The organism is Streptomyces sp. NPDC094147 (assembly GCF_044764265.1).
GTDB lineage: Bacteria > Actinomycetota > Actinomycetes > Streptomycetales > Streptomycetaceae > Streptomyces.
This window is the reverse complement of the sequence record NZ_JBIWHT010000006.1, coordinates 206,640-219,272: the sequence shown is the minus strand read 5'-3', so window position 1 is coordinate 219,272 and position 12,633 is coordinate 206,640. Positions and strand designations below refer to the sequence as shown.

The window sequence follows — 12,633 nt, the reverse complement described above, 5'->3', positions numbered from 1 at the left end:
CCCGGCTCGGCGCTACGCTTCGCCCGCGAGGAGGGGATTGCGCTGCGTCCAGTGACCTTCAGCCGTACGAGCGAGCTCCCGCGGCGGCGGGGCGCCCGGCCGGTCGACCGGCGGCTGCCGTGACGGGCGGCGCCCAGGAGTGGGTGCTCGGGGTCGACTCGGGCGGATCGGGAGTGCGGTTCGCGCTGCGCCGGACCGAACCGGGTGCGCGGGCCGAGGTGATCGTCTCGAAGGAGCCGGTGCGGACCGGTCCCGCCGGGATCGACGCCGGGCATTTCCTTGAGCAACTGCTGCCCGCTGCCGAGGAGTTGAGGCTACGCACCGGGGCGGGCCGGATCGTCGCGGCGGCGGTCGGCGCGGCCGGGATGGTGACGCTCGGGGACGCGCTGCGGGCCGAACTGCCGGGGGCCCTCGCCCGCTCGCTCGGGGTGCGCAGGCTCGCCCTGGCCGCCGACGCGGTCACCGCGTACGCGGGTGCCCTGGGCCAGCGGCCCGGCGCGGTGGTCGCCGCCGGGACGGGGATGATCGCGCTCGGCACGGATCTGAGCGGCTGGCGGCGGGCCGACGGCTGGGGGCATCTGCTCGGGGACTGCGGCAGCGGCGCCTGGATCGGCCGGGCCGGTCTCGAAGCGGCCCTGCGCGCCCATGACGGACGGCGCGGCGGCTCGGCGGCGCTGCTCGCCCGGGTCGAGGCGGTGTTCGGTGCGCCCGGCGGACTGCCGGGACTGCTCTATCCGCGGACCGACCGGCCCGCCGTGCTGGCCTCGTTCGCGCCCGAGGTCGCCCACTGCGCGGCTGCGGACCCGGTCGCGGCCGGCATTCTGCGCGATGCGGCCCGGCACATCGCCGAGACCGCCGCGGCGGTCTGCCCGGACGCCGGCCAGAAGAGCCAAGTGGCGCTGACCGGCGGCCTGTTCAGACTGGGAGACCCCCTTCTCATGCCGCTGCGGGAGGAGTTCCGCCGGCAACTCCCGCTGGCGCGCACGGTCGAGGCGGCCGGGGACCCGCTCGATGGTTCGCTGCTCATCGCGGCCGCCCTCGCCGACGGCGATCTGCGGCTCCCGAGCGACCCCCGCATGCTGTGGATCTCGACCGCGTGAGCGCCGAGACAGATCAGGGCAGTTGATGTTTATGCCACTCTCCGGGAAAATGCGGACAGATACCGCTCAGCTACCCCCTCCCCGAACGGCGGCCCACGCAAAACCAGTAGCATGCGGCGCCATGAGCACCCCCACTGGGCCAGCATCCGGCCTGCCCGTACGAATGCCGCGACCCCGCCAGTCCGGCCGGCACCGCCGCCCGGAACCGGTGGTTGCTCCGGAGGGCGCGCCCGCGCTCGTTCTCGCCGTTCCCGGCGCTCCCGGCCCGGCTGTGCGCAGCCTCGCCGAAGAGGTCATCAGCATCGCCCGTTCCGAGCTGCCCGGTCTCGATGCCCGCATCGGCTACCTGGACAGCGAGGACGCCGAGTCCGTCGAGTACCCCACGCTCGACGTCGTGCTCGCCCGCACCGCCGCCGAGCGCGCCGCGCGCGTCGAGCAGGCGCGCGCGGCGGGCCGCGAGGCCGCCGACCCGCAGGGCCCGGCCGCCGTGGTCGTGCCGCTGCTCGCGGGCCCCGACAGCGCCCTGATCCGCCGGATACGGCAGGCCGTCATGGACAGCCGCGCCGCCGCAGAGCTGACCGACGTGCTCGGCCCGCACCCGCTGCTCGCCGAGGGCCTGCACGTGCGGCTCTCCGAGGCCGGTCTGGCCCGCGCCGACCGCGCCCGGCTGTTCACGGTCGCCACCGCCGCCGACGGGATCATCCTGGCGACGGTCGGCGGCGAGGAGGCCGTCCAGGCCGCCGGGATCACCGGCATGCTGCTCGCCGCCCGGCTCGCCGTGCCGGTCATGGCCGCCGCCCTCGACCAGGAGGGCGCGATCGCGGCGATGGCCGCGCAGCTGCGCGGCTCGGGTTCGGTGCAGCTCGCGGTCGCCCCGTACCTGATCGGTCCCGAGGTCGCGGAGGGTCTGCTGGACGCCGCCGCGAAGGAGGCCGAGTGCGCGGTCGCCCAGGCGCTGGGCGCCTACCCGGCGATCGGCAAGCTGGTGCTCTCGAAGTACGCGGCCGCGCTGGGCATCGCCCCGCAGCCGCAGGGTTCGCCGGTCCACTGACCGTACGTACGACGTGAGGGGGCCCGTACCGGATGTCCGGTACGGGCCCCCTCACGTCGTGGACGGAGTGCGGCCCCAGGCTGTCAGCAGAAGACCACGCACGAGGCGGCGGGTGCCTCGATCGAGCCGGTGCGGGACGGGACGCCGGTGGCGGCATCGAGGTCGAACCAGGTCACGTCGCCGGAGCGCTCGTTGGAGGCGTACAGACGGCGTCCCGACGGGTCCAGGGTGAGGTCGCGCGGCCAGTGCCCGCCGCAGTCCACCGTGGCGACCAGGGCCGCCTTCTCGCCCGTCGGGTCGAGCGCGAGGACCGCGATCGAATCGTGGCCCCGGTTCGCCGACCACAGGAAGCGGCCGTCGTGCGCCACGACGACCCCGGACGGGTAGATCTCGCCGCTCACGCCGTCCTCGACGACCGGTGTCTCGCCGAGCGGTTCGAGGGTGCCGGTCGCCGCGTCCCAGCGGCACACGGTGAGTGTCGGCACCAGTTCGTTGAGGACGTACGCGTACCGGCCGCCGGGATGGAAAGCGAGGTGGCGGGGGCCGCTGCCGGGCCGCAGCGCCGTCTCGGAGCGGAGCCTGAGGACGCCGGTGTCCGGGGCGAGTTCGCAGACGCGTACGGAGTCGGTGCCGAGGTCGACGCTGACGGTCCAGCGCCCGCTCGGGTCCGCGAGCACCTGGTGGGCGTGCGGGCCTTGTTGGCGGTCGGGGTTCGGGCCCGAACCCCGGTGCTCCAGGACGCACGCGGCCGGGCCGAGGCGGCCGTCGGCGCGGACCGGGAGGGCGGTGACGCTGCCCGAGTCGTAGTTGGCGGTGAGGAGGTGGCCGGCGGCGAGCGAGAGATGGGTGGGGCCCGCGCCGCCGACCGGGACGGGCGCGCCCAACGGCCGGGGCAGCGCCCCGCTGATGTCGAACGCCGCCGCGGTCCCCGCTGCGTTCTCCCCGACGGCGTACAGGACGGTTCCGTCAGGGGAGGGAGCCAGGAACGACGGGTTGGGGACGGCGGCCGAGGCGCCGAGCGGGGTGAGCGCCCCCGTCTCCTGGTCCACGGCGGCCGCGGTGACCCCGCGCCCGCCCGCCGTGGTGAACGACCCGATGAATGCCCGCGCGGCGCCCTTGCTGCCCACCGTGCTTCCCCTCTCCCCTGAACCGAGCTGCCCTTGATCCGAACTGCTCGGCCGACCGTAGCAGTCGGTCTAGACCAACGGCTGGTCGTGGCGCGGCTCCTCACCCCGCGAACGGGCGAGTCGGCGTGGCGAGCGAGGGCGCCGGGGTGCCCGGGGCGTACGGCCTCCACGCGCCGACAGGCCGCGGCGAGCCGGGCGCGTGCGAGGCCGGACGACCCCAACGGTGGTTGTGTGCCGCCTACTTGAGGCCGAGCTTGGCCACTGCGGTCGTCCAGTCGGTCGCGATGGCGGTCTGCGCCGCGGCCAGTTGGACCTTGCCGGAGCAGACCGCGCTGGACAGTTTGGCCTCGACTCCGTCCTTGGGGTTGTTGGGGCCGCCGCCGGGCTTGTGGTCCGGCGACGGCGGCTCGACCCAGATGTTGCGCGGGTCGTCGGGGTCGCCGCCGAGGACGAGGGAGATCAGGTGGTCGTACTCGGCGTCGCCCAACGGCCCGGTATAGCCGTACGACTTGGCGTTCGCGGTCTTCTCCGGTCCGGTGACGGAGACCGGCGGGCGGATCGTGGCCGTGTACCCGGACTGGCAGACCGTCGACTTCAACGTCGTCTGCGTCACCTTCGGGTTGAGCGCCCCGGGAGTGCATTTCGGGTCGGGCAGCGGCTGCTTGTCCGCCGTGTAGCGGTAATGGCAGCTGCCCGGCGCCGGCTGCGCCTGCACGGTGTACTTCGCCTGCGCCCCCGGCCCGTACTGCAACGCGCCCGGGGCGCCGGGCGCCGGCGGGTTGCTGCTCTCGCTCGGAGCAGGCGGGCTCGGATGCTTTCCGCTGTCGGCGGACTTGCCGCTCGAACAGCCTGTGACGGTTGCGGCCAACACCAGCGAGACAGCGACGACGGTGATCCGGCGGACATCCATGGCGAACCCCCCAGGAGGACTGCGACACGATAAAATTACCGCGCGATCCTCAACTGCCATGCGGCCAGGGGCCGTAGTCCGCTCGATCGAAGGACACGTCACCGGCAGCGGCGCCGCAGCAGCCCCACTCGCCACATCCGGGGCTGCCCGAGCCCACGCTCGACCCCCTGGGTCAGTCTTCCTCGGGCGCCCCGGGGCGCAGCAGCGGGTGCAGGATGCCGGGGAACACCCGGGCCCGGACGACCGGTTCAGCGGCTCCGCCCTGGATGACCGTCTCGGCGATGCCCCACGGACGGCCGGGGAGGGTGACGGCGATCGTGTACGAGGACGCGCAGCCGGTGCAGTCGTACCGGTCCGCCCAGACCTCTACCTCGGTGAGGCTGCCGGGGGCGCGTGCCACGTGCCGGTGCAGGGCGTGGCAGCGGTCGCACTTCTCGCCGGGCTCGCACGTCCCGCCGCAGGGACACGGCAGGTCCGGCGAGTCCGCGGGCCGCCAGCGCTGCGTGCGGACCGCGTCACCGGTGGCGCCCATGTCCTTCATCGCCTTCAGGTTGCGGGCGGCGACGTTGTACGACTCGCCGGTCGCGGTCATCCGGTCCCGGATCACGTCCTTGCGTCCGCGGTTCGTCGTCATCTTGTTCCTCCTGGGTTCACGCAGCCCGTCAGGAGGCCCATGAGATCGGTTCTCCCTACGGTACCTGCCGCCCCGCACGGCCCGTGACGTCCCGGCTTCCGACGGACCGCTGATCACCGCAGGCACGAACGGGCAGGACACTTCGCGAGAGCCCCTCACAGAGCGTTGCGGATCTCACACCATTCAGGCGGGAGCGACGGGGCTCCGCAGGGGTGCGGCGAGTGCCTTCAGGGCCTGTTCCAGGTCGTGCAGATGGGCCAGGGCGACCTCGCCGTCGACATGCCGCGGTTCGGCGACGGGCACCTCGGTCTCGTCGTGCGGTGCACCCGGCGTGGTGAGTGCCAGCACCGCCGCCTCCACGCGCCAGCACGCGGCAGCGAGCCTGGCATCGTGCGAGGCGTCGGGATCCGCCGCGACCGACGCCAGACCGCGTACTTCCCGGGCGCACTGGTCGAGCAGCCGCAGCACCAGGCGGGCCCGCGCCTTGCGGGCGCGCAGCGGGCTGAGCGGGTGGACGAGCGGAGCGAGCGACAGGCGCACCCGGCCGAGCAGCAGCTCCAGTTCGGCGGCGCGGGGCGCCGGGTCGGCCCCCTCGTCCCCGGCGAGCCGGCCTGCGGCCTCGGCGGTGCACCGTCGTACGCAGTGCAGGGCCCGCTGGATCCAGGCGTCGGTGGTGGCATGCGTACTGACCGGCAGGACCAGGGCCACCCCGACGACCGCGCCCAGCGCGCCCACCGCGGTCTCCTGGACGCGGAGCACCAGCAGGCCCGGGTGCAGCACACCGAGCAGCCCGTACAGCAGCCCGGCCATGACCGTCACGAAGAACATCATCCAGCTGTAGCTGGGGGCCGCGGTGTAGAAGATCCCGAAGACGCACACCGCGACCAGGGCCGCGGTGGGGGCCGGCGCGCCGTGCAGCGGGATCGCGATCAGCAGTCCGGCGGCGATGCCGGTGACCGTGCCGAAGACCCTGCGGAAGCCCCGTACCAGGGTCTCGCCGCGCGAGGCGGTGTTGACGAAGATCCACCAGGCGGCGCCGACGGCCCAGTACCAGCGGTCCTCGGACAGCGCCTCGCCCACGCCGAGGGCGATCGCGCAGGCCACCGTCGCCTGGAAGGCCTGCCGGGTGGTGGGGCGGGCGAGGCCGCGTCCGGAGAGCGGGGCGGGGGCCGCGGGCGGCGGGGTGCGCCGCTCGATGCACCACAGGCCGAACCTGACACCGGCCGAGGCCGCGATCGCGAGTGCGACGGCTGTGTACAGCTCGGGCAGCTGAGCGGGGACCGCGTGCAGGAACTGGGTCGCGAAGAACATCATGAAGCCGAAGATCCCGAGCGCCTGGCCGCGCGGGCCCCAGCGCCGGGCGTACACGCCCGCGAACACGACCGCGAGCCAGGCCGCGTCGCGCGGCAGCGGGGTGCCGTGCAGCGCGGTGGCGAGCGCGAGCACCGGGAAGCCGACGGCGGGCAGCAGCGCGGTGGTGACGGCCTGGCGGCGGGCGGTGGCGTCGCCGACGGTGAACAGCGCGAGCAGCGCGGCGAGGCCCGCGGTGATCGAGCCGGCCAGGGGGAGTCCGCAGAGTTCGGCGGCGGTGACCGCCAGGCTCACGCCGAGAACGGCCCGTACCGATACGCGCAGTCGCAACAGCCCCGGGTCCGGAGCCACAAACATCCTCTTCACGGCGGTCGCCGCGCCCCCTTCGTCGCACATTGGCTCAGGCATGACGAAGGCGCCGCGGGCCCGGACCGGCATCGTCACCGTCTCGCGCACTGCGCAGCGCCATCTGTCATCAGAGGAAAACATCCGGAGTGACACTGGCTCAAACGGACTCCGTGTCGCTGCGCCATTGGTACAGTCGAAGCCTCATCGGCAGGGCCAGAAGGGAGCCATCGGGACGTGACGGTGGACACACTCGACACCCGGATCCTGCGGTTGCTGATCGAGCAGCCGCGCACCAGCGTCCGCGAGTACGCGCGCGTGCTGGGCATCGCCCGCGGCACGCTCCAGGCCCGGCTCGACCGGATGGAGCGGGAGGGTGTGATCACCGGCACCGGTCCGGTCCTCTCCCCCGCGGCGCTCGGACACCCGGTGCTCGCCTTCGTCCACATCGAGGTGACCCAGGGGCACCTGGACGAGGTCGGCGACGGCCTCGCGGCGGTCCCCGAGATCATCGAGGCGTTCTCGATCACCGGCGGCGGCGATCTGCTGACCCGGGTCGCGGCGCGCGACAACGCCCACCTCGAAGACGTCATCCAGCGGCTCATCCAGCTCCCTGGCGTCGTGCGCACCCGTACCGAGGTGGCGCTGCGCGAGCGGGTGCCGCACCGGCTGCTGCCGCTGGTCGAGTCGGTGGGGCGCTCCGCCGCGAAGTGAGCGCCGGGCAAGGGGCGTCACGAGGTGCGCCCGGGTCTTGGCATGCTGGTGCACATGCGCACATCACGTACCACTTCGGTCATCTTCGATCTCGACGGCACACTCGTGGACAGCGAGCCGAACTACTACGAGGCGGCGCGCCAGGTGCTCGCGGGCTACGGCCTGCCGGGGTTCACCTGGGAGCAGCACGCCCGCTTCATCGGCATCGGGACCCGCGAGACGCTGGAGATCCTGGCCCGGGAGTACGCGCTGACCGGCCCCGTCGACGAGATGCTCGCCGCGCAGAACGCGACGTATCTGGAACTGGCCGCCGCCCGCACCGAAGTCTTCCCCGAGATGCGGAAGTTCGTGGAGCGGCTGCACGCGCAGGGCGTACGGATGGCGGTGGCGTCGGGTTCCTCGCGGGCCGCGATCGATGCGGTGCTCGCGGGCACGGGCCTCGATTCCTTCATCACGCTCGCCGTATCGGCCGAGGAGGTAGAGCGGGGCAAGCCCGAGCCCGATGTCTTCCTGGAGGCCGCGCACCGGCTCGGCGCCGCGCCCGCCGACTGTGTGGTGCTTGAGGACGCCCCGCCCGGCGCGGCGGCGGCACACGCCGCCGGTATGCGCTGCATCGCCGTCCCCTACCTTCCGCAGTCCGCCGACGACCCGCAGTTCGCGACGGCGGGGCTGCTGTTCCGGGGCGGCCGGCGGGAGTTCAGCGCGGAGACGGCGTACGAGTGGGCGGTCGGCGCCTGACCACGGGCCTGCGGCCCGGCCCAACTTCCTTGCCACGCAAGTGATTGACGGTAGGTCTGGACCAATCTACGGTGTGGGGCGCCACCCCCCACACCTCTCCAGGTCTCTCCCCCACGGTCCGGGAGCCGCCGCACCGCGCCGGTGGCGCTCCCGGAGGCAAGGAGCACAGCATGATCGGTCGTTCGTTGCGTCTGCTGACAGCCGGCCTGGTGCTGGCCTTCGCCGTGCAGGTCCCGGTCGCGGCGGCGCCCGCCGCGTCGGCGGCCGACACCTGCGCGGTCAAGCCGAGACCCTCGGGCAAGGTGCTCCAGGGGTACTGGGAGAACTGGGACGGCGCCGCCAACGGCGTTCATCCGCCGCTGGGTTGGATACCGATCACCGAAAGCCGCATCGGAGCCCACGGCTACAACGTCATCAACGCGGCCTTCCCGGTCATCCTCTCCGACGGCACCGCGCTGTGGCAGGACGGCATGGACGCGACGGTGAAGGTTCCCACTCCGGCCGAGATGTGCCAGGCCAAGGCGTCCGGCCAGACGATCCTCCTGTCCATCGGCGGGGCCGCGGCAGGCATCGACCTCAGTTCGAGCGCCGTCGCCGACCGGTTCGTCGCGACCGTGGTGCCGATCCTGAAGCAGTACAACTTCGACGGGATCGACATCGACATCGAGACCGGCCTCGTCGGCAGCGGGGACATCAACACCCTGTCCGCTTCGCAGGCCAACCTCGTCCGCATCATCGACGGCGTGCTCGCGCAGATGCCGTCCGGCTTCGGCCTGACGATGGCACCGGAGACGGCGTACGTCACCGGCGGCAGCGTGACGTACGGCTCGATCTGGGGCGCGTACCTGCCGATCGTGAAGAAGTACGCGGACAACGGCCGGCTGTGGTGGCTCAACATGCAGTACTACAACGGCAACATGTACGGCTGCTCCGGCGATTCGTACTCCGCCGGAACCGTCGCCGGGTTCACCGCGCAGACGGACTGCCTCAACCAGGGGCTCGTCGTCCAGGGAACCACGATCAGGGTGCCCTACGACCAGCAGGTCCCGGGTCTTCCGGCCCAACCGGGCGCCGGGGGCGGCTACATGGAGCCGGGCCAGGTGGCCCAGGCCTGGAACGCGTACGGCGGCGGGCTCAAGGGCCTGATGACCTGGTCGGTCAACTGGGACGGCTCGAAGGACTGGACGTTCGGCTCCAACGTCCAGTCCCTGCAAGGGCGTTGACGATCCCCCGCCGCACGCCGCCGTCACGCCTGCCCGGACTGGAGCGCGGCGACCACCGCGGCGAGTTCCTCGACGGTCGGGGCGTCGAAGTACGCGTCCAGGGGGACGTCGACGCCGAGCCGGTCCAGGAGCCGGGCCGAGATCTGGGTCATGGTGATCGAGTGGCCGCCGAGGTCGAAGAAATCCTCGCGGTCGCCCACTTCGGGCAGCCGCAGGACCTCGCACCACACCTGGCGTACCGCCTCCAGCGGAGTTCCGGACCCCGAGGAGTCCGAGGCCGGCGCATCGGGCGGGGCCGGCAGGGCTCCCCGGTCCAGCTTGCCGTTCGGGGTGAGCGGCAGGGCGTCGAGCGCGAGGAGTACGTCCGGGACCATGTACGCGGGGAGCGCTGCCGCCAGCGCCCGCCGGACGATGCCCGGGTCCGCGTCGCCGACGTGGTAGCCGACGAGCCTGCCCTCTCGTACGGCCGCGGCGGCGCGGTCCACGCCGGGGAGGGCGAGCAGCCGTGATTCGATCTCGCCGAGTTCGATCCGGTAGCCCCTGAGCTTGATCTGGTCGTCGTTCCTGCCCAGGAATTCGAGCCGTCCGTCGCCGCGGTGGCGCGCCCGGTCGCCGGTGCGGTAGACGCGGCTGCCGGGCGGCCCGAACGGGTCGGGCAGGAACCGTTCCCGGTCCAGGTCCGGTCTGCCGAGGTAGCCGCGGGCGAGCCCCGCCCCCGCGATGTACAGGTCTCCGGGCACCCCGACGGGCACGGGCCTGAGGCGCTCGTCCAGCACATGGGTGCGCGTGTTGGCCAGCGGTCGGCCGATCGTCACGCGCTCGGGTTCGGGCCCGATCTCGTCCGAGGTCGACCAGATGGTGGTCTCCGTCGGCCCGTACGCGTTGATGAGCCTGCCGACTCTGGGGCGCAGTCGCCGCGCGAGGGCCGGCGGGAGCGCCTCGCCGCCCGCCAGCGCGGTGACCCCGGGTGCGTCGAAGCCCGCGTCCAGGAGCATCGACCAGCCGGTCGGGGTCGCCTGGACGTGGGTGATGCCGTGGCGGGCGACGAGTTCGCCGAGCGCTTTTCCGTCGCGCGTCCGGCTCTCGCCCGCCACGACGACCGTGCCGCCGGTGATGAGCGGAAGGAACAGTTCGAGGGCGGAGATGTCGAAGGACACCGAGGTGAGCGCCAGCCAGGTGTCGGTGGGCCCGGCGTCCAGCAGATCGCGGAAGGACAGGAGCAGGTTGGTCAGCGAGCGGTGCTCGATCTGCACGCCCTTGGGGCGGCCGGTGGAGCCTGAGGTGTAGATGACGTACGCGAGATCGTCCGGCCTCGGCTGCCCGGCGGGGTGTCCGGTGCCGGGCCCCGGCGCTGCCCGCTGCGCCAGCTCCGAGTCGTCCAGTTCCAGGACGGCCTTCGAGTCCGCCGCGATGAACTCCAGCCGCTCCGCCGGGTATTCGCCATCCAGCGGAATGTAGGCCGCGCCGGACTTGAGCACCCCGAGCAGGCCCACGACCAGCCGTTCCGACCGTCGCGCCCGTACGGTCACCAGGTCGCCCGGCCCGATGCCCTTGGTGCGGAGGCGGTGTGCGAGGGCTTCGGCCTCGGTGTCGAGTTCGGCGTACGTGAGGTGGTGGCCGGCGTGGCTGACGGCCACGGCGTCGGGGGTGCGGGCCGCGTTTTCGGCGACCAGTTCGGGGACCGTTGCCGCCGGGTACTCCACGGCGGTGTCGTTCCACCCGGCGAGGAGGCGCTCTCGCTCCTCCCGGTCGAGCAGCGGCAGTTCGGCCAGCGCGGTGTCCGGTGCGGCCACCACCTGTCCGAGCAGGTTCAGCCAGTGCCGGGCGATGCTGTCGGGAGCCCCGGCGAGGATCTCCTGCCGCGGGCACTGAACCAACACACTCAACTCATGGGCGCTGTCGGCGAGTTCGATGCGCAGAGCGTTGCGCGCGGTGTGGTTGGAGGTCGACCAGTCGGCCGTGGTGGTCAGGCCGGGGAAGTCGGGCACGGCGCTCGGGACGCGGTAGGACATCGAGACCTGGGCCAGCGCGACGCCCGGTTTCACCCCGGCGCCGACGCGGCCGAGCGGCACATCGCGCACCGGGTACAGCTCCCGCAGCCCGGCCCGCACCGCGCGGGCGAACGCGCCGAACGGCAGCGCGCCGGCCGGCTCCGAGCGGTAGGGCAGCTCATTGACGTACACGCCGATACGGTCCTGCTGCCGCGGGGTCCGGGTGCCGAGGTCGATGGCGGTGACCGGTGCGCGGTTGCCGTAGCGGAACAGGAGGGCGTGCAGGGACGCCACGATCAGCTCGAACCGGGTCACTCCGATCCGCCGTGCCACCGGACCGAGTCGGTCGCGTACTTCCGCGGGGACCCGGAACCGCACCGAGTCCCCCTCGGCCACCCCGTGGGCGGGCCGCTCCAGGCCGGGGAGCACCACGTCGTCGTCCGCGAGCGGGTGATCGGCCCAATAGGCCCGTGCCTGCGGCAGCTTGGCGGCTATCCGCTCCTCCTCGGCGCCGGGCGGTTCGGCGGGGGCGAGTTCCGGGAGTCCGGGATCGGTTCCTGAGACCTCCGACCGGTAGAGCGCCGCGAGGTCGGCCAGGAGCAGTCCCATCGACTGCCCGTCGAAAACCAGATGGTGGGCCACCACGAGCAGCCGGTGTTCCCGCGGCCCCGCGCTCAGCAGCACCAGCCTGCACAGCGGCCCGCGGACCAGGTCGAAGGGCGCCGTGAGGTGGCGTCGCTCGGCGCCCGGGGCGTCCTCCTCGACCCGCAGCTCGGGCAGCCGCGCGGCCGGGACCAGGAAGGGCAGCCCCGCCCGGTCCTCGACCGCGCGGCTCAGCGCCTCGTGCCTGCGGACCGCCGCGGCGCAGGCGCGCGTCAGCGCCGCGATGTCCAGGTCGCCTTCGAAGCGCACGGAGAACGGGAGGTGGTGCACCGCCCCGCAGTCGGCGAGCCGCTCGTTGAACCAGATGCCGCTCTGCGCGGCGGAGGCAGGGCGCGGCCGGGGCGGGGCCTGGCGCGAGGGGGCGGGCTCGGCAGGGGCATCGGACATCGAACACGTCCTGTCACCGTCGTGGCGGTCTCGTGGCGGAGGAACACCCCCGGGTACCGCGGTCGGGGGCGGCCGGGCGGCCCCCATCCGACCGGCTGACTCAATCTGCCTGATGCCGACCGGAATACGCAATACCTTGATCAATCTCCTTAACTTCTTGGTGCATCCACCGGACTTGGCGGTGTCGCCCGCGGAATGCCAGGCATGACGACCCAGTTCGGCGCGGATCCGAACAACTGACCATTGACAGGTTCAGCGGCGTTGATCAATCATCGCGGTGCGGACCAGAACCGGCCGACGGTGCGAGAGCGGCCCTCGATCGCATGCCCTTCGGCGGCGGGAACAACTCCCTCTGCTCCTCAGCTCCGGGCGACGGCTTTCCGACCGGCCGATCGCCCTGACCGAAATTCAGTCGCCCCGCGAACCCCTTGAAGTCGCC

10 protein-coding genes are annotated in these 12,633 nt (G+C 73.0%); 5 read left to right on the top strand and 5 right to left on the bottom strand.

All coding sequences use genetic code 11. The features are described 5' to 3' along the window. Window positions 1-119 precede the first annotated feature (119 nt). Window positions 120-1,100 (top strand): N-acetylglucosamine kinase, encoded by a 981-nt coding sequence (locus ACIQ8J_RS12965; protein ID WP_403269941.1) that lies wholly within the window; start codon window positions 120-122, stop codon window positions 1,098-1,100. Window positions 1,101-1,221: 121 nt separating this feature from the next. Continuing rightward, on the top strand, window positions 1,222-2,151 hold the full coding sequence (locus tag ACIQ8J_RS12960) for a sirohydrochlorin chelatase (protein WP_403269944.1): 930 nt from the start codon (window positions 1,222-1,224) through the stop codon (window positions 2,149-2,151). Window positions 2,152-2,234: 83 nt separating this feature from the next. On the opposite strand, the gene ACIQ8J_RS12955 is transcribed toward ACIQ8J_RS12960, so the two are convergent. From ACIQ8J_RS12955 to ACIQ8J_RS12940, 4 genes are all read right to left on the bottom strand, one after another. Continuing rightward, a complete protein-coding gene (locus tag ACIQ8J_RS12955; protein WP_403269948.1) occupies window positions 2,235-3,278 on the bottom strand; it encodes a lactonase family protein in 1,044 nt (347 codons plus the stop codon). Window positions 3,279-3,516: 238 nt separating this feature from the next. Then, window positions 3,517-4,188 carry a hypothetical protein gene (locus ACIQ8J_RS12950; RefSeq protein ID WP_403269951.1) on the bottom strand — a complete coding sequence of 224 codons (672 nt, stop codon included), beginning with the start codon at window positions 4,186-4,188 and terminating at the stop codon, window positions 3,517-3,519. Between the two features lie 172 nt (window positions 4,189-4,360). Further along, window positions 4,361-4,822 (bottom strand): hypothetical protein, encoded by a 462-nt coding sequence (locus ACIQ8J_RS12945; protein WP_403269954.1) that lies wholly within the window; start codon window positions 4,820-4,822, stop codon window positions 4,361-4,363. Between the two features lie 183 nt (window positions 4,823-5,005). After that, entirely contained in the window at window positions 5,006-6,490 is a 1,485-nt protein-coding gene (locus ACIQ8J_RS12940; protein WP_403270493.1) for an FUSC family protein, read from the bottom strand. A 225-nt stretch (window positions 6,491-6,715) separates the two neighbouring features. Here ACIQ8J_RS12940 and ACIQ8J_RS12935 point away from each other — a divergent pair, with 225 nt between their 5' ends. The 3 genes from ACIQ8J_RS12935 (at window position 6,716) to ACIQ8J_RS12925 (ending at window position 9,153) form a co-directional block, all read left to right on the top strand. Then, a complete protein-coding gene (locus ACIQ8J_RS12935) occupies window positions 6,716-7,192 on the top strand; it encodes an Lrp/AsnC family transcriptional regulator (RefSeq protein WP_403269956.1) in 477 nt (158 codons plus the stop codon). Window positions 7,193-7,246: 54 nt separating this feature from the next. Further along, on the top strand, window positions 7,247-7,930 hold the full coding sequence (locus tag ACIQ8J_RS12930; RefSeq protein ID WP_403269959.1) for an HAD family hydrolase: 684 nt from the start codon (window positions 7,247-7,249) through the stop codon (window positions 7,928-7,930). Window positions 7,931-8,100: 170 nt separating this feature from the next. Next, window positions 8,101-9,153 carry a chitinase gene (locus ACIQ8J_RS12925; RefSeq protein WP_403269962.1) on the top strand — a complete coding sequence of 351 codons (1,053 nt, stop codon included), beginning with the start codon at window positions 8,101-8,103 and terminating at the stop codon, window positions 9,151-9,153. 23 nt (window positions 9,154-9,176) lie between these two features. On the opposite strand, the gene ACIQ8J_RS12920 is transcribed toward ACIQ8J_RS12925, so the two are convergent. Beyond that, a complete protein-coding gene (locus ACIQ8J_RS12920; protein WP_403269965.1) occupies window positions 9,177-12,194 on the bottom strand; it encodes an amino acid adenylation domain-containing protein in 3,018 nt (1,005 codons plus the stop codon). Window positions 12,195-12,633 lie beyond the last annotated feature (439 nt).

Coding starts and splice junctions, on each gene's coding strand:
- ACIQ8J_RS12960 (WP_403269944.1), top strand. CDS start 1,222: ATGAGCACCCCCACTGGGCCAGCATCCGGCCTGCCCGTACGAATGCCG.
- ACIQ8J_RS12950 (WP_403269951.1), bottom strand. CDS start 4,188: ATGGATGTCCGCCGGATCACCGTCGTCGCTGTCTCGCTGGTGTTGGCC.
- ACIQ8J_RS12945 (WP_403269954.1), bottom strand. CDS start 4,822: ATGACGACGAACCGCGGACGCAAGGACGTGATCCGGGACCGGATGACC.
- ACIQ8J_RS12940 (WP_403270493.1), bottom strand. CDS start 6,490: ATGTTTGTGGCTCCGGACCCGGGGCTGTTGCGACTGCGCGTATCGGTA.
- ACIQ8J_RS12930 (WP_403269959.1), top strand. CDS start 7,247: ATGCGCACATCACGTACCACTTCGGTCATCTTCGATCTCGACGGCACA.
- ACIQ8J_RS12925 (WP_403269962.1), top strand. CDS start 8,101: ATGATCGGTCGTTCGTTGCGTCTGCTGACAGCCGGCCTGGTGCTGGCC.
- ACIQ8J_RS12920 (WP_403269965.1), bottom strand. CDS start 12,194: ATGTCCGATGCCCCTGCCGAGCCCGCCCCCTCGCGCCAGGCCCCGCCC.